The organism is Daejeonella sp. JGW-45 (assembly GCF_029360805.1).
GTDB lineage: Bacteria > Bacteroidota > Bacteroidia > Sphingobacteriales > Sphingobacteriaceae > Daejeonella.
Map to the genome: position 1 here is coordinate 1 of NZ_JARKNC010000001.1, position 16898 is coordinate 16898.

The following is a 16898-nucleotide window of genomic DNA, read 5'->3' on the forward strand; positions in this document are numbered from 1 at the left end:
ACCTGCTATGATCTCCAAACAACAGACTGAGGTCAACACGAAGAATGTATTAATTGAGGAAATAACTCTAAATTAACGGTGTCTTAAAAATGGGAAGGCTACAGCGATGCACCAATTGTATACTTAAATGATAGATCATTTGAAGAAAAATATAATATCACATACTTTGAATCTGGCTGCATAGGTCCAACAGCTAAGTTTGCGGTGGAATATAATAAATATATTTTCGAGTATCTTGATTCGAAGTTTGGCAAAGGATGGAGGAGGGAAATTAGAAAGGACGTTATTGGACTGAAAGAATTTAGACAAAGTCAATAAAGGGTTTATATAGACACATATTTAAGATTTTGTCTACGACTACCAGACTTTTACAATTTATTCCATTAGATATTCTCACAAAAATATGCTTGTAAGCTCAACACGCTTCAAGGAGCTTGGCATAAACCCACAACCCTAAACCCTCAATTCCATTTATTCCACTCCTCCTTGGCTTAGTTGATCTTAAAGCATGATTGTGCTCCATATTAATCAAATAAAGAATATGGAAAGTAAAAACATGAAAGTTGCTGAAGTGCAACTGAGTTACAAGTCGAAAGTAAAAGCATCAGATCGTCCAAAGATCACAGAATCAAAAGATGTCTATTCGATCCTACAGAAACATTGGAACTTTGAGATTATCGAATTTATTGAGGAGTTTAAAATTGTGCTTCTTAACAGAGCCAACAGAGTCTTGGGGATAGTTGACATAAGTGTCGGTGGTACAAGTGGAACTCTGGTAGATCCGAAAGTGGTTTTTGCAGCTGCTTTAAAATCTGCGGCGAGTGGGGTTATATTAGTACATAACCATCCAAGTGGAAATCTGAATCCAAGTGAAGCGGATATTCACTTGACAAGGAAATTAACGGAAGGTGGAAAGATATTAGACACTCAAATCCTAGATCACATCATTCTTACAAAAGATGGTTATCTTAGCTTAGCTGAGGACGGATTTATGTGAAGAAAAACACACAGATTAATGCGTCAACTCAGAGAATTAAAATTATTTATAAACCTGCACAAAAGGCTTAAATAAGCAACGAGGAGGTAGCTCAGGTGTTTATGAGCGCATTCATAACCCTGAGGTCGGCAGTTCGATCCTGCTCCCCGCTACTTGTAAAGCCACCTCTCGGTGGCTTTTTTCGTTATAGCCGATAGCTCATTAATAAGAACACTCGGCCATAACTATCGTATTTCCCCCGATATTGTATCATCACCTCCCGGAGGGTTATCAAATGTTCAAAGTGTACGTACTTTATTCTGCCAGGCATAATAAAATCTATATAGGTTTCACATCTGATCTGCAAAACCGGTTCAAATCTCACAACGAGCTAGGAACAAAAGGCTGGACAATAAAATTCCGGCCCTGGGAACTGGTACTCACAGAGGAATTCCAAACCAAAGCTGAAGCGATGAAAAGAGAGAAAAATTTGAAAGGCGCAAGAGGCAGAGATGAGATTTGGAAAATTATTAAGGGCGGTTGATCCGCCGGGGCGGACGGCTTTCGATGCTGTTTCCTGCTACCGGTAAAGCATTTCAGTTTTTATACTCACTATGATAGTTACATTGGTACTGGTATTGCATTAACTTATTGATAATTTAAATCTACAGTTATGGAAAACAAGAAAATGAGCATGACGCACGGGCATAGCAACCATTATAGAAAACTACTAATTATGGCTGTGCTCTCTTACATTTCTATGTACGTACTTATGTACGCAATGGTTGATACATGGGGCAATGTTATTCCGAACATTAATCAATTTTACATGGCAGCGTTGATGACAGCTTCAATGATTGTTATTGAGTTGGCTGTGATGGGAGGAATGTATGCAAATAAAAAGCTCAATGCAGTGATTATAGCAGGTAGCTTAGTTGTTTTGGCAGGCTCATATATTTGTATCAGACAGCAGGCCGCAGTTTCTGATAGGGAGTTTCTGAAATCGATGATTCCGCATCATGCAGGCGCAATCTTAATGAGTGAAAAAGCTCCCTCAAATGACCCTGAGATCAAGACACTTCAAGCAAAAATAATCGAAAGCCAGCGGGTTGAAATAGCACAGATGAAAGTTAAATTATCACAACTGGACAAATAGCCTGGTATTTATACTTGTTAGCAATCAGTAAGAACCTAAACAAAAGGATTAAATGCTTTTGATCATCATTTTCAGAAAATTGAGATTGTAGGCTTGGTAAACTCTTTTTAAGAGCTAATTTCAAGCTTATACCCTTTCCCGTGAATATTAACAAGTTTAACTGTGGGATCGTTTTCCAGCTTTTTCCTGAGTTTTGATATGAACATATCAAGGCTGCGGCCCACAATTATACCCTCATCTTCCCATATTTCTTTTTGCAACCTACTTCTGTCTATAATTTCATTAGGAGTGCTTGCAAAAATGTATAACAATCTGGACTCTTTATCGGTAAGCTCAATTTGCTCATTATTACCTGTAAGATATTGCTTGTCGTGATAAAAATGATATTTCCCAATCCGGATCGATTTATCCTCCCGGTTCTTGTCGCTGTTGTCTGCTGTGCTTTTCTTTCTATAATAAATCTGTGCTCCTGAAAATAGTAAAACCAACGCAAAGAGGCTTATTCCTGCAGTAAGATACTTATTCGGCAAACCCAGAGGCCGGATATTCTTGAATGATATGGTAATTGAATAGCAGTCTTTAGATTGCTCCCGGAGCAGTCTTTAGATTGCTCCCGGCCTCTGCAGGGAATGATATTAGTCTGTTCAGCTTCCAATATGGCATACCCAAATACTATTTCATTGCTTGCGCACGCTATTACATTTACTATGTAGTCAGAAGGAAGCTGGCTGGCTTTTATCGTTCGGTGTATAATCTTTACAAGGGAATCAGGGTTAAAGGCAAACTGATTAGCAAATTGAATTTGATATTGATTTTCAGCGATCTGCTTTACGGGCAAAACTCTGGACGTACTGTCGCTGGCATGAAGCAGTATTTCATGCCCGATTTTCCTCATAATGATAATTTCTTTCGCCTCCTCAAAATCTGTATCATTTAATTGGCTTCCGCGAACGGCACAAAAAAAGACAAGCAGAGAAGCAGCAATAAAAATTGACAGGTACTTAAAATTCATATATAAAAGTAAGCTATTCTCGCCGATAGCAGATACACTGCAAAGGTATTTTACATTGTTTTACAACTCTTTACACTTTACCGGCGAGGATAGGATGTAGCTTTACTTATCGATTAATAGATAGGTTAATAAACCCAAAAAACATGAAAAAAGTCATCTTTGCGCTGATCTTACCCCTTGTTGTGGTGAGCGGACTAGTATTTGCCGGTCGTGAAATTAAAAATGAAACTTCTCTGAAGCCATCCCCGAAACCGCTTTCTATTGCCGACAGGAAAGCCGGCCTGGAAGCGAGGAAAATATGGGAGAACACTCCTGACGGTATAAAGTTCAAACTATGGGAAGCGTCTCCTGAAGGTAAAAAAGTGCATGCCAGTCATGATAAAATAAGGAAGTACCTGGAGACTTTCAGCGATATGGAGGCCGCGGTAACATCTACTAATTTTCAGCGCAGCGGGAAATCATCAGGGATAAAAGGGCTGATAGTGAGAATCGATGGCGAAGAATACATGATGCAATTTATTCCAAAGGATTTTCAGCTGTTAAATAGCCTGAAAGCCGGCGACAAAATAACTATAAGAAGCCGCAGCGCAGGACGTTCGCCTAATCATCCCTATTTAATTGTATCGGGCGACTATATCGAGCGAAATAGCAAGGTGCTTTTTAAACGTGACTTCAGCAAAAATAGGGGTTGCTGAGGATCAAGGCCTCAGGCGAATCGCTCTTACCCTCTGATTGCGGCTGATAGCTTGCCCCCGCTACCTACCCACCACCCACCTATTAACTACATTATACCTTCCTTCCACCACAACTTTATAAAAATCAGAAGCTGTTTCCTGGCTTAGATCAATATCAAACTTACCCTGTTCTACCGGCACTTCACTCACGAGACGGTACGCATCAGCCTTACCGGTTTGTTTATACTTATTAGTTGTCGCTAGCCAGACTTTCACCTTTCCTTCACTTTCGGCGGGCGCCCAGGTGAGCTTGATCTCGTCAGCAACTTTGGCAGCAGTGAGCCGCGTCAGTGACACCTTCCCGATCAGCGGTATACCGTCGAGTTCACGTTGCCTGTCTGAAGAAAGCTTGATATCGAGAAAACGGGCAATGGTTGGCAGGACATCTACCACGCTGACCAGCTTTGCGTGCCTTGCATGATCGTTAAGCCTGACGTTCGTAACAATCCATGCAGCCCGCTCCCGGTCTGATTGTCCGCCATGCCCCTTGCCGGTTTTTTCGTCACGGCCATGATCAGTAGTTACTATGATCAGCCAGTCCTCCTTGTATTTCTCCTTGCGTTCCTTAATGGCCGCCCAGATCTGGCCAATACGACGGTCCGCCAGCTCAACCGCATCGGTGAACTGTTCGCTGTCGCCATACATATGCCCCATGTCATCTGTAAACTCCAAATAAACCCAGGAAAGATCAGGAGCTGTTTCCCCGATGGCGCTTACGGTAGCATCGGTAACAGCCTGGTCAATATCAGACATAAATTTCCGGGACTTGTCATGCGGGTATTTCACAGTATCCAGTTCAAGGCCGTCGAAATGGTAATCCAGGCGGATGTTGCCAGTTTGGGCAAGGCCTTCACCAACCAGTTTAGTGCGATTATCCAGCCAGCTGGAAAAAATTGCGGTCTTCCTGCCCGGAAACTGGTCTTCAAACAGGCGAAAGATGGTCGGATAGTGATAGTTCGGCGCTTTGATCGCATTGTCAGGCACATTGTGCTTGTTAAACCAGACACCTGTGGCGTCCAGGTTCGGCGTAGCGACTTTTTTGATGACGTCTTTCGACACCCCATCGATGATTATAAATATAGCTTTCTTTTTCTGCGCCGATGCTGTAGCAAGCGCACAAAAAAGAAGGCCTGTGATGATTATTTCTTTCATTAATCTATGATTTATTTAAGGTCGGTAGCTATAAAAATAAGAAAATGCGCCATTGGTTTAAGTTTAGCCCAGCGCTCTTAAATCCTTTCTGGAAAATTAGCACTATCTGATAAAAGGTAGAATCTACCATATGGATTTTGCATGCTTGGGTGATAAAACTTCCGGCTTTGCCGAGGAAGGTCCCATTCCCTCTGTTCTAAGTGTTCCCATGCTTTTAAAATCTAATGGTTAAAAAATCTGTTATGTACCGGTACAACACAAACGTGGATATAAAGCGAAGAACCGCCAAATTTTTGCCGCCAATTGCTGAAACTTGCCGTGAGATTGCCGCGAATTGCCACGAAGGGTTTTGATTGACGGCCTGTGTCAGGCGTGAGGCTACCGTGGACACGCTTCTTTTCAAGCTCTTTTTATCTTCGTTTAATGACCCTGAAGGGGTCAAATGCCTATAGAAAATCATGCTATCCCGTTGTGCCGGCCCCGAAGGCAGTCGTATAATAATGACACTTAACACATGCGACCACCTTCGGGGTCGACCAATCTATCCCAGATCGTTGCCTAATAAACATGTGACCAACCTCGGGGTCAGCTGTAAGACAGAATAGAGCAATAATTATTGTCAATATATATTTATTGTTTAACAATAAATATATATTGCTTATCAAATACTATTTATTACCTTTGAATAAACAAATTCAAAAACAATGAAACTGATCTTGACAATTTTTAAATGGGCAACGGCAATCCTTTGCTGCTTTGTCGTTCTGGTCACCGTGGGTATGACCGTGCGATATGCATCCACACTGTATGAAAATAATCCGGATAGTTATATCACAATACAGGATGATAACATGCGGCATGAATTTATGGGTACGGCAACAGATGAGGCAAGCAGCTTCATCTATTCGCCAGATAAAGCTGCCCGGTATAAACAAAATAAGCCAAATTATTCAGTAGACATCAGGCCAAATTCACCAGTTGGATATTACTACATGGTATCTACCCTCATATTTGTGAGCCTGGGAGCTCTGATCTTAGGAATGTTCTGGCAAATTTTCAGTCAGATTAGCCTTGATGCGCCATTCAACTCACGTGTTGTCAGGTTATTACACACGGCTGCGTATTTATACATCATTTCGGAAGTGCTTGGTTTTATACACTATTTCGTACTTGGTAAACTCCTTAACAATGCCATGCAGCAAAATACCCTTCACCAAATAACCGAAAAAGGAGATAATCTGATCATCGGCCTAATCATCCTGATTATTGCAGTTGTATACAAGCGGGGTCTTGAGATTTATGAAGAACACAGCTTAACCGTTTAATTATGCCGATCATAGTAAACTTAGATGTGATGCTCGCCAAAAGGAAAATGTCCTTGTCGGAAATTGCCGGAAAAATGGATATTACGCTGTCGAACATCTCAATCCTGAAAACAGGCAAAGCGAAGGCCATTCGCTTCTCAACACTTGAAAAGATCTGTGAAATCCTGGATTGTCAGCCGGCAGATATTCTTGAGTACAAAAAATAAAGATCGTTGACACTACACAATTAAGTCGAAGTTTTGACACCCCTTGGATTAAGTTCAGCGAAGCGTTCTTAAATCATTTTGTTCGGGCAAATTGGGAGTCTGATATAAGACTGAAGAAAGACAGGACTAAGACAACTGGAAGACATAAGACACGATCACTACGGCAGGCAGCAAGCTTCATGAACGATAAAAATAAATTATATTCTAATGAAATAGATGATTTTAACTGCCGTTGTAGCGTTATTTGTTACAGGTAGCACATTATATGCTAACAGTGCAGATTGCTGCGCAAAGAAAAACAGCACCTGCTGTGTTAAAGACAGCTGCTGCTGCAAAAAGTAATCAGTAAAACAAAGTCCCCCAACAGCGCAGCGGGCTTTGTTTTTACAACCGCCCCGTTTTTAGAGGCCACTGTATTCTTCAAATATCTTGCGTAAATTGTCTTGCTAATAGACATAAAATGGTCGCTAAAAATAAGACTGCAGAAACCGCCGCCGACGTAAAAGACTTCATCAACTCCTGGGTTGATAACGAACAAAAGAAAGCCGACAGTTTCCAACTGATCGAACTCATGACCCAATGGTCGGGTTTCGAACCCCGCATGTGGGGGCCTACCATCATCGGGTTTGGAAGCTATCATTATAAATATGCCAGCGGCCACGAGGGCGATGCGCCTGTCCTTGGATTTTCACCACGTAAGGCGGAATTTTCACTGTATGTATATGTTCCTACAGATGAAAATAAACGGCTGTTGGAAGAATTGGGGAAATTTAAAATGGGTAAAGCCTGTATTTATGTAAAGAAGCTGGCTGATATCAATATCCCTACCCTGGAAAAGCTGTGCAAAGAGTCGATAGCTTATGTTAATAACCATTATGGGATATAGTACAAACTAGTAAAGCACTCATGAATGTTTCGTCATAAAGGGAAGAGAAGAACGCACATCCACAATCTGCGTTTAGCCTCTACACTCTCCCTCACAGCAGGAATTGTCAACATTACCGGGGTACTATCGTTCGGTATACTCACCACGAACGTTACTGGTCACTTTGCCTATTTTTCTGAAGAGTTCGTTCTGAATAACTATTCCGTTTCCCTGTCCTTTCTCCTGTTTATTTTATTTTTCCTGCTCGGAGCCTTTACTTCAAATGTGCTGATAGAGTTGGTATCCAGGAAAAAACCGGCTGCTTCTCATGCACTTCCAATGCTAATAGAAACTTCCATATTGGTCTTCATAAGCTTCTACCATAACCCGCAGGACCAACCTTTCCAAATAGTTTCCATAGCATGCGCCCTGTTGTTTGCTATGGGAGTGCAAAACTCATTGGTAACCCAGATCTCGGCGTCGAAAGTCAGGACCACCCATTTAACCGGCCTTTTTACCGACCTGGGGATTGAACTTTCTCAACTTATATTTTACCGGAAACCCGCTGAAATTCAACGCCTGTCAGGAAGTATCCGCTTACGGTTAATGATCATTAGCTTTTTCTTTATCGGGTGTGTGGCCGGTGGCTTTCTATTCGGCATATATGGTCTAAAGACCCTTTTGTTTGCAGCCGCTTCCCTGGTTGTTGCTATGTTTTACGATACGATCCGTTATCAGCTGTTTCATATAAGGCGTAAGGTCAAATAGCGAATAATTATTCACTGGCAGACTGCGGGGATTGGAATGTCAGGTACCAGCCCGCCGGGAGACTGAAAAAATATGCATATATATTTGCAGGTTCGGATAATCAATCGTAATATTACGATGTAATGGGAATAAGCAAAACGGAAATTTTTACAGACGAACAGAACAGGCTTGCAGTGCTCTTTAAAGCCCTGGCTCATCCTGCCAGGATTGCCATTCTTCAGCGCATCATTATCGCGAACACCTGCATCTGCGGCGACCTGGTTGGAGAGCTTGGGTTAGCCCAGGCAACTATCTCCCAGCACCTGAAGGAATTGAAAAGCGCCGGAATTATACAAGGTACGATTGAAGGGGTAAGCGTTTGTTACTGTATAGACCCTGAGGCATGGAAGCTAATGGAACGCTACTTTTCTGAATTTATGGCGTCTTACAAACCGACCCCCAGCTGCTGCTAAAAAAATTTGTCAAAATCAAACGTAATATTACGATAATATGGACACGACGCAAACTTTAAACTGGCAGCTCTTCAAGGAAGCGCTGCTGCAAAATCCAGGGCTGGACCTCCAATTCCAATATGCTGAGAACAAATGGGTGGACGCATCCTATCACATCACGGAGATTAAACAGGCGCCTATTGTCTCCGTAGACTGCGGCGGTGTTATGAACAAATGGACAGAGATCATTGTCCAGCTGTGGGAGCCGTCTGAAAATCAACAGGCGCGTTCGATGAAGGTCAGGAAAGCTTTGTCTATCATCGACATCGTCGAGAAGAAGCTTCAGCTCGATCCTGCGGCTGTAGTGAAGATAGAGTTCGGCAATTCACAGTTTGATACCCGCCAGATGTTTCCGGGCAGCATTACCGCTGCGGGTGAAGATCTTATCGTAGACCTGCAGCCTGATCTTACGCAATGCAAAGCTATCGGGCGCGGCGGAAGCTGTGGCACGGATGATAATGGCGCCGAGTGCTGCACACCTGCCGAAAAACCTGAAATTAAATTGAAAAACCTGGCCGTAGCTGCAGATTCCTGTACTCCGGGCTCTGGGTGTTGTTAAAGCGGAACTGAGAAATGAAAAAAATATTAATTCTATGCACAGGCAATAGCTGCAGAAGCCAGATTGCAGAAGGTTATCTAAGACACTTCGCCGGTAACCGTGCAGAAGTTTATAGCGCGGGAGTAGAAACGCACGGCGTAAACCCCCGGGCAATCCGGACTATGGCAGAGGATCACATTGATATTTCCCGGCATACCTCGAACCATGTGGATGAATATATCGATATACCTTTTGATTATGTGATAACGGTGTGCGATAATGCCAATGAGGCCTGCCCCTTCTTTCCGGGAAATGTTCAGCGCTTTCATCACAACTTCCCTGATCCTGCAAAGGCAACCGGCAATGAAGAGGAGATCATGAATGAATTCAGACGGGTCCGGGATATGATCAAGGTGTATGCGGCGGACTTTGTTAAATCGAAGATAAAATAAGACCGGAAACTTAGGCCATTCCCGCGTATGCTACTGAGCTGTATACCCACCGTCAATAACAACCGCCTGACCGGTAACACCGCCGGCACCGGCTAAAAAAAGAGCATAGTCTGCGATCTCCATCGGAGATAACAATCGCTTTTGAGGTACCAGCGGAAAGAGGACTTCTTCAATGACCTTTTCGGATGGAATATTTCTCAATTTCGATAATTCGGAAATTTGATTTCGCACCAGATCTGTATCCACGTATCCGGGACAAAGTGCGTTAGCTGTAATATTAAATTCAGCGCCTTCCAGCGCGGTAACTTTGGTAAGTCCTATGAGGCCGTGCTTGGCACTGTTGTAAGCCGCCTTCCCGGAAAACCCGACCAGGCCATTAATTGAGGCCATGTTGATGATCCGGCCAAATGCCTGCTTTTTCATCCCAGGAAATACTTCTTTGGTGGTGATGAAACTCCCAATAAGCATCACTTTAATGAGCTCCTCAAATTTTTCTAGTGGAAAATCTTCAATAGGTGATATAAACTGTAAACCAGCATTATTAACTAAAATATCGATCCGCTCATAGGTCTTGTATGCTTTTGCAATTGCGGCCTTTATCTGGCTCTCCGAGGTCACATCGCACGTAATCCCTGACACATACAATTTGTCCTGTTTTAATAATGAAACAGCATTTGATACGTCCGTATCATTTAAATCGGCAATGATCACTTTAGCGCCGGCTTTGGCAAATTGCCTTGCAATCTCAAACCCGATTCCCCTGGCCGACCCGGTTAAGAACGCTATCTTGTTATTGATGGGCATAGATTTTTCTTTTCATGTCGAACGTGGCCTCATGTAAGATTCACTAAAAGCAGCACGATTCATCAGGTGTAAAATACGTAAATTCCCGTATTCCCAACCCACCTGATTCACGCGCTCCTTTCATTCATGAATTTGCATCCTATTTGTAACCTCGCTGAAACTGCTGCTTAACGCACCGCCAGAGATACTCTGGCAATAATTACGCTTTCAACGCTTCTGCTACGACTGCAGATAAGCTCGTTGTAGGCCTGCCAATAAGTTTCGAAAGCTGGCGCTCATCATTAAAGAGAGCTCCTTGCGAGGCTGCCTTATCCCATCCGGCGATAGCATGCGAAAGGTCCTCCGGTAAACCGAATCCGGTCAGCGCCCCTGCATAATCAGCTTCCGGCAAATTCTTGTAAGGGATGTTCTTTCCTGTCTGGCGTGAAATTTCCGCTGCCAGATCATTCAGGGTATAGGCCTCATCACCCGCAAGCTCGTAGGTTTTACCTGCATGGCCTTCGCTTGTTAAAACAGCAACGGCGGCTTCGGCAAAATCAGCGCGGGCAGCGGAAGCAATTTTACCTTCACCAGCACTGCCTATAAATGCACCGCCAGCAAGGGCGCCGCCGATGGATCCTGTATAATTTTCGGTATACCAGCCATTTCGAAGGATCGTATGCGGAATTCCCGAAGATCTAAGAAGGGCTTCAGTTGCGCGGTGCTCGTCTGCCAGGCTCAATGCGGATGTGTCTGCGTGCAGCAGGCTGGTATAAACGATCTGTTTGACGGCTGCATTCTTAGCGGCCTCAATAACGTTACTGTGCTGTACAAACCTCTGGCCCACCTCGCTGGATGAGATCAGCAACAGGGCATCTATGCCATTCAACGCAGCGCTGAGTGCCTCAGGACTATTATAATCGGCTTCTCTTACCTCCACACCAAGCCCTGCTGCTTTCGCTGATGAACGTACAACTGCCACGATATCCTTTGCTGATATCTTCTCTTTTAATTTGCTTACTACTAATTGGCCAAGCTGACCAGTAGCACCTGTGATTGCTATTTCCATGTTTTGCTTTTTTATTGTTTATAGATTAATGGCTGCGGGCTTTCTTGTTATCTGCCGGCAATACAAAAGTACAGGCATCAGCCACCCTTTTTCATTGCTTATAAACATGAAAAAACCTTGATCCTGATCAAGGCTTTTCTGAATTCCCCGCTTAAATGGCTGGCCACAAGCAATCACCGGTCCCTTCAGATAAGCTGTTTCGTCTGGTTGTCGCAATTCCCCCTCTTATTTGTCTTTTCCGACCCGCGGAAGGATCAGCTGCCAGCCCTACCTTGGCTTAAGAAATAAACGGCGCTGATCAGCAAATATTTAAACAGAGAATCTGAAATGACTAAACAGCTTTTTGTAATTAAGGAAAAGACTATCAAGGCATCTCCTGAGCAGGTTTGGGAAGTAATTACCACGCCTCAATATTTTAACCAATGGATGTTTGTGCCAGGGCAGGTTGCAGGCAACCGGAAGCTCCGGTCAGGCAGCAAAATTCAATGGATCAATGACGAAGGTAGCACCTATCTCGAAGGTGAAGTAATCGAGTTTATAACCGAAAAGAAACTGGTGATCTCGCTTCGCGATATAAGCTGGCCGCCCACCGTTCCGGAACACAGCGTAACCTACGAGTATCATCTGGAAGAAAACAAGGATGGTACCGCGGTGAAGTTCCATTTAGGCGATCTCTCGGTCGACCCGGAAGCGGAGTCATGGTATAATTCATATAATTCCAGCGATGAGATCGGGGAAATTGAAGGGCTAATCCGTAGCGGCACATTGTCCGGATAATCCCGCGTTGATTGATGCCGGCCCTCTTTTGTTTACTCGGAAAAACAGTTTACCACTTTGTCACATCAGGTGATCAGGACTGTAAGGGTACCAAGATATCTGAGTATTCGCTTTCCTAAAAGGAAATGTTTTGTTACTATTACGACTGAAGACGGGTAGTTTGGATGAATAGACGGGAACGGTAACCTGTGCAAGGGATTTGAAGTTCCCATTTAATAAGAAAAATGCAATCTGTCCTGTCAAAAGCGAACATCCCGGGTTTAACTGACGAACAAGTACTTATTGCCCGCGCTGAAAGCGGGGATAACAAGCTGCGCCTGAAAGAGGAAAACCAGTTTTTGAAAATCATCAGGGCGATCATTCAGGAGCCTATGGTGCTTCTCCTGCTGGCCGCCTCAACGATCTATTTAGTCAGCGGAAATACAGCAGATGCCTTATTCCTTGCTGTGGCAATAATTCTGGTAGCTACTATCTCTTTTTTTCAGGATTCGAGAAGCCGCAATGCGCTTGAAAAACTAAAGCAGTTCACGCAGCCAGTTGCAAAGGTAATACGCAACGGCCGGTTTACAGAGATCAACAGTGATGATCTCGTGCCTGGTGACAACCTTGTACTTGAAGAGGGCACGTTTGTATCCGCTGACGGGCTTATTATTCACTCCAATGATTTTTCGGTGAACGAGTCTGTACTTACCGGTGAATCCATGGCCGTTTTCAAAGACCGCGCGAAAGAGGATAACCGCGTTTATCAGGGGACGACCATCGCAACAGGACTCGCAGTGATCAGGGTTACCGAAACGGGGAATAATACGAAGCTTGGAAAGCTCGGCAAAAGCCTCACTGAAATAAAGGAGGAAAAGACACCGCTGGAATTACAGGTAGGGAGCTTCGTAAAGAAAATGGTGGTGACGGGGGTGATTTTCTTCATATTCGTCTGGCTGATCAATTTCCTGAAATCATATGACCTTCCGGACAGCCTGCTCAAGGCCCTCACGCTTGCTATGAGCATTCTTCCGGAGGAAATACCGGTTGCCTTTACCACCTTTATGGCTTTGGGCGCCTGGCGCCTGATGAAAATGGGTGTTGTGGTCAAACAGATGAAAACGGTAGAAACCCTGGGAAGTGCGTCTGTAATTTGTACTGACAAAACGGGGACCATAACCCAGAACAAAATGGCCCTGGCTAAAGTGTACATCCATTCTGAAAATAAAATTTTCATGGGTTCCGATTCGAGTCCCAGCGTGCGGGCTCTTATAAACGCTGCGATGTGGGCAAGCGAGCCCATCCCTTTCGACCCTATGGAAGTGGCTTTACACGAATCATATGTCAGTAATACACCTCAGGACGAGCGCCACCAGTATTATATGATACACGAGTACCCCCTGGGAGGGAAGCCTCCTATGATGACGCACATCTTTGAAAATGATCAGGGCAAACGTATTATAGCTGCAAAGGGCGCGCCCGAAGCACTTTTAAAAGTTTCAGACCTCTCTGAAGCTGAGAAGGAACAGGTCTCTGATGCGATAAATACACTTGGTGCTGATGGTTATCGGGTACTGGGAGTTGGCACGAGTGCCTGGCCGGGTACCGGCTTCCCTGAACAGCAGCAGGATTTCAGGTTCACATTTAAAGGACTTGTGGCTTTTTACGATCCTCCTAAAGAAAATATACGATCTGTACTTGAGAATTTCTACGCCGCTCAGATCGGAGTAAAGATAATAACCGGCGACAATCCGGTAACGACAGCGGCAATCGCCAATAGTATCGGGTTTAGGGGCAGTGAAAAGAGTATCACAGGCGAGGAATTGATGAAACTCGGCGAAGAAGGCCTGTCCAGGATCGTTTCAGATACAAACATATTCACCCGGATGTTCCCGGAAGCAAAGCTGAGGATAATAAATGCTCTTAAAGCAAAGGGCGAAGTAGTTGCTATGACGGGCGATGGTGTTAACGATGGGCCGGCACTGAAAGCTGCGCATATCGGCATTGCTATGGGCAAGAAAGGGACCGAAATAGCAAAGCAGGCCGCCTCGATGGTTTTGGTCGATGATGACCTTGGCAAGATGGTGGAAGCTGTCCACATGGGCCGCCGCATCTATTCTAATCTTAAAAAAGCTATCCAGTACATTATATCGATTCACATTCCGATCATACTGATCGTGTTCATCCCCTTGGTTCTGGGCTGGGTATATCCTGCTATCTTCTCGCCGGCCCACGTTATTTTCCTGGAGCTCATTATGGGGCCCACCTGCTCAATAATATTTGAAAATGAGCCGGCAGAACGCAATATTATGAGCCAGCCACCGCGCCCTTTAAGCGATACCTTTTTCAGAACGCGCGAACTTGCTACCAGCATTATACAGGGCCTGGCCATCACCACCGGCCTCCTGTTTATGTATCAATACTCAGTGAGCAGTAATGCAGAGGAGAGCCAAACACGAACCATGGTTTTTGCGACGCTGATAGCCGCTAATATTTTTCTGACACTAACCAACCGTTCTTTTTACTACTCTTTTCTCAAAACGCTCGCCTATCATAATAATATGGTCTTTTACATGATATCGATAACGGTAGTCACTACGGGAATGCTGATTTTCGTAAAGCCTTTCGCGCGATTTTTCGAGCTCAGCCCGCTTTCCCTTCCTCAGTTAGCCTTAAGCATCGGTACCGGCTTCCTGTCAGTTATCTGGTACGAAATAGTTAAGTGGAATACCCGGAGACGGTTCAGGCAGACGCATCTTTGTCTACAAACAGAAGCACGTCCTGATTCTGCTGCATAATTTTCACGTGGACCTTAAACGTATCCTGAATCTTAACACGCAAAGCTTCCTGGGCACAAGGTTCGCCATGCACCAGCATCACCTGAGTTGGTCTCTTTTTGAACTTGCCGAGCCAGTGCAGTAATTCCGACTGATCGGCGTGCGCTGAAAGACTGCTGATTTCCTGGACCCGCGCCTTTACCGGGTAATATTGTCCATGGATCTTAATGTCGGGCGATTGGTTCTGAAGCGCCCTGCCACGGGTACCTTCTGCCTGGTATCCCATGAGCAAAACAACATTCCGGCTATCGCCGACGTAGTGCTTCATGTATTCAAGTACACGTCCACCGGATAGCATTCCGCTCGCAGCGATGATGATCTTGGAGCCTTTCTTTTCGATAATGTCCCGCGTATTTCTAAAATCCCGGTTAATAGTGACCTGCTTTTTGACATGAGCCCAGGCATTCTTATCTATTTTAAAAAATTCGGGAAACTGAAGAGTGATATCTGTAGCCTGGGCCGCCATCGGGCTGTCCAGAAAGACCGGGATAGTCTGCGGAATTTTACCGGTCTCTTTTAACTGTGTAACCAGGTACATCAGCTCCTGCGCCCTGCCGACTGCAAAACTCGGGATCAAAATATTACCCCGGAGCGCAATAGTTTCATTGATTATCTCTGCTAACTGTTCAGACGCGTCTTCTGTACTATGTAATTTATCTCCATAAGTTGATTCCATGACTACATAGTCGGCCGACGTAAAATAGTCAGGGCTGTCCAGCACAGGACTGCTAACCCGTCCAATATCTCCGGAAAATACGATGGTCTTGCCAAAACAATTTAACTCAACCGAACAGGCACCCAGAATGTGACCACTTAATTTAAACCTGAAGTTTACAGATTCATCGAGCTGGACGAACTCGTCGTTCCCTATCGTTACAAAGTGTTCGAAAGATCTTTCAGCGTCACTGACAGTATACAAGGCTAAAGCAGGCTTATGTTTTGTATAACGGAATCGGTTAGCCCGTTCAGCATCTTCCTCCTGTATCTTTGCACTATCAAGAAGGATCAGTTTAGTAAGCGCAGAAGTAGGCCGGGTCATGTAGATCTTTCCTTTAAATCCGGACTTTACCAGGAGGGGAATATATCCGCAATGATCCAGGTGGGCATGTGTCAGGATAAGCACATCGATGTCCCGGGCAGGAAGGGGTAGTGATTGCCAGTTTTGCTCCCTCAGAGATTTTATTCCCTGGAAGAGTCCGCAGTCAACTAATATATTTAATCCCGGTGTTTTAAGCAGGTGCTTGGACCCGGTTACGGTTCCGGCTGCACCCAGAGATTGCAGTACGATCATATTATTCATAGGGAAAGTAAGAGAGTCTTTTTCGATCTATTTTGCCAGAACTGCTTCAAGATTGCTTAAAACCACCAGTTCCGACTTATTATTTCCGTGAAATGAGGAGCTAATTGCTTTGGCAGTTTTTAAGATCAGATCGTTTACCTGCTTCGTGAAGAATGAGGGATGATCGCTTTTGAAAGCCTGCAGACTGCTCAAGATACTGCTTGCATTCATCTTTTGGTCGTCAAGCCAGTCGAACACGACTTCGATCTGGAAAGCTGAGTCTGTCCCAAACTCATCCCTTGCCTGATCAACATCAAGCCATTCGGATCTGATAATAGTTCTTAGAACTTCCAGTTCTTCGCTCCTTACTCGCTGATCAGCGGCTGCAACAGCATAGAAGACTTTGCCCAACAGTTGATAAAAGGATATACTTGCTTCTTTTGAATGTGTCATAGCTCCAGGTCTGTTCATCGCCAGCTGGTTGTCCGGCGCACTCAAA

At 44.4% G+C, this 16898-nt stretch carries 20 protein-coding genes; 13 read left to right on the forward strand and 7 right to left on the reverse strand.

Features of this window, described 5'->3' with window-relative positions; genetic code table 11:
* Positions 1–541 precede the first annotated feature (541 nt).
* The 3 genes from P2W76_RS00005 (at position 542) to P2W76_RS00015 (ending at position 2132) form a co-directional block, all read left to right on the forward strand.
* A complete protein-coding gene (locus tag P2W76_RS00005) occupies positions 542–997 on the forward strand; it encodes a JAB domain-containing protein (protein ID WP_276345374.1) in 456 nt (151 codons plus the stop codon).
* 274 nt (positions 998–1271) lie between these two features.
* Positions 1272–1520 (forward strand): GIY-YIG nuclease family protein, encoded by a 249-nt coding sequence (locus P2W76_RS00010; protein ID WP_276345375.1) that lies wholly within the window; start codon positions 1272–1274, stop codon positions 1518–1520.
* 129 nt (positions 1521–1649) lie between these two features.
* Entirely contained in the window at positions 1650–2132 is a 483-nt protein-coding gene (locus P2W76_RS00015; RefSeq protein WP_276345376.1) for a DUF305 domain-containing protein, read from the forward strand.
* 107 nt (positions 2133–2239) lie between these two features.
* Here the strand turns inward: P2W76_RS00015 and P2W76_RS00020 are convergent, their stop codons facing one another.
* Together P2W76_RS00020 and P2W76_RS00025 are read right to left on the reverse strand one after the other, a co-directional pair.
* Positions 2240–2620 carry a winged helix-turn-helix domain-containing protein gene (locus P2W76_RS00020; RefSeq protein WP_276345377.1) on the reverse strand — a complete coding sequence of 127 codons (381 nt, stop codon included), beginning with the start codon at positions 2618–2620 and terminating at the stop codon, positions 2240–2242.
* A gap of 11 nt (positions 2621–2631) precedes the next feature.
* Complete coding sequence (locus P2W76_RS00025; protein ID WP_276345378.1) at positions 2632–3144, reverse strand: hypothetical protein; 513 nt, start codon at positions 3142–3144, stop codon at positions 2632–2634.
* Positions 3145–3287: 143 nt separating this feature from the next.
* Here P2W76_RS00025 and P2W76_RS00030 point away from each other — a divergent pair, with 143 nt between their 5' ends.
* Entirely contained in the window at positions 3288–3839 is a 552-nt protein-coding gene (locus P2W76_RS00030; protein ID WP_276345379.1) for a hypothetical protein, read from the forward strand.
* A 60-nt stretch (positions 3840–3899) separates the two neighbouring features.
* On the opposite strand, the gene P2W76_RS00035 is transcribed toward P2W76_RS00030, so the two are convergent.
* Positions 3900–5030: an alkaline phosphatase family protein gene (locus tag P2W76_RS00035; RefSeq protein WP_276345380.1), complete on the reverse strand. Its 1131-nt coding sequence runs from the start codon at positions 5028–5030 to the stop codon at positions 3900–3902.
* Positions 5031–5734: 704 nt separating this feature from the next.
* Between P2W76_RS00035 and P2W76_RS00040 the strand changes: the two genes are divergently transcribed.
* The 7 genes from P2W76_RS00040 to P2W76_RS00070 all read left to right on the forward strand — a co-directional run bounded on the left by P2W76_RS00040 (position 5735) and on the right by P2W76_RS00070 (position 9675).
* Positions 5735–6355, forward strand: coding sequence for a DUF2975 domain-containing protein (locus P2W76_RS00040; protein WP_276345382.1), 621 nt, complete (start codon positions 5735–5737; stop codon positions 6353–6355).
* A gap of 2 nt (positions 6356–6357) precedes the next feature.
* Positions 6358–6561, forward strand: a complete 204-nt coding sequence (locus P2W76_RS00045; RefSeq protein ID WP_276345383.1) for a helix-turn-helix transcriptional regulator — start codon at positions 6358–6360, stop codon at positions 6559–6561.
* Between the two features lie 460 nt (positions 6562–7021).
* Positions 7022–7447 (forward strand): DUF1801 domain-containing protein, encoded by a 426-nt coding sequence (locus P2W76_RS00050; RefSeq protein ID WP_276345384.1) that lies wholly within the window; start codon positions 7022–7024, stop codon positions 7445–7447.
* A 24-nt stretch (positions 7448–7471) separates the two neighbouring features.
* Positions 7472–8194 (forward strand): YoaK family protein, encoded by a 723-nt coding sequence (locus P2W76_RS00055; protein WP_276345385.1) that lies wholly within the window; start codon positions 7472–7474, stop codon positions 8192–8194.
* A 122-nt stretch (positions 8195–8316) separates the two neighbouring features.
* Positions 8317–8646, forward strand: coding sequence for a metalloregulator ArsR/SmtB family transcription factor (locus P2W76_RS00060; RefSeq protein WP_276345386.1), 330 nt, complete (start codon positions 8317–8319; stop codon positions 8644–8646).
* 37 nt (positions 8647–8683) lie between these two features.
* Entirely contained in the window at positions 8684–9244 is a 561-nt protein-coding gene (locus tag P2W76_RS00065) for a DUF6428 family protein (RefSeq protein ID WP_276345387.1), read from the forward strand.
* Between the two features lie 14 nt (positions 9245–9258).
* Complete coding sequence (locus P2W76_RS00070; RefSeq protein ID WP_276345388.1) at positions 9259–9675, forward strand: arsenate reductase ArsC; 417 nt, start codon at positions 9259–9261, stop codon at positions 9673–9675.
* Positions 9676–9705: 30 nt separating this feature from the next.
* Here the strand turns inward: P2W76_RS00070 and P2W76_RS00075 are convergent, their stop codons facing one another.
* Complete coding sequence (locus P2W76_RS00075) at positions 9706–10479, reverse strand: 3-hydroxybutyrate dehydrogenase (RefSeq protein ID WP_276345389.1); 774 nt, start codon at positions 10477–10479, stop codon at positions 9706–9708.
* Between the two features lie 199 nt (positions 10480–10678).
* Complete coding sequence (locus P2W76_RS00080) at positions 10679–11527, reverse strand: SDR family oxidoreductase (protein ID WP_276345390.1); 849 nt, start codon at positions 11525–11527, stop codon at positions 10679–10681.
* Between the two features lie 327 nt (positions 11528–11854).
* Here P2W76_RS00080 and P2W76_RS00085 point away from each other — a divergent pair, with 327 nt between their 5' ends.
* Together P2W76_RS00085 and P2W76_RS00090 are read left to right on the forward strand one after the other, a co-directional pair.
* Positions 11855–12304 carry an SRPBCC domain-containing protein gene (locus P2W76_RS00085; RefSeq protein WP_276345391.1) on the forward strand — a complete coding sequence of 150 codons (450 nt, stop codon included), beginning with the start codon at positions 11855–11857 and terminating at the stop codon, positions 12302–12304.
* Positions 12305–12528: 224 nt separating this feature from the next.
* A complete protein-coding gene (locus P2W76_RS00090) occupies positions 12529–15081 on the forward strand; it encodes a cation-translocating P-type ATPase (protein WP_276345392.1) in 2553 nt (850 codons plus the stop codon).
* Here P2W76_RS00090 and P2W76_RS00095 read toward each other — a convergent pair.
* Entirely contained in the window at positions 15026–16420 is a 1395-nt protein-coding gene (locus tag P2W76_RS00095; RefSeq protein ID WP_276345393.1) for an MBL fold metallo-hydrolase, read from the reverse strand. The genes P2W76_RS00090 and P2W76_RS00095 overlap by 56 nt on opposite strands.
* A gap of 27 nt (positions 16421–16447) precedes the next feature.
* Positions 16448–16870 carry a hypothetical protein gene (locus tag P2W76_RS00100; RefSeq protein WP_276345394.1) on the reverse strand — a complete coding sequence of 141 codons (423 nt, stop codon included), beginning with the start codon at positions 16868–16870 and terminating at the stop codon, positions 16448–16450.
* Positions 16871–16898: the final 28 nt, after the last annotated feature.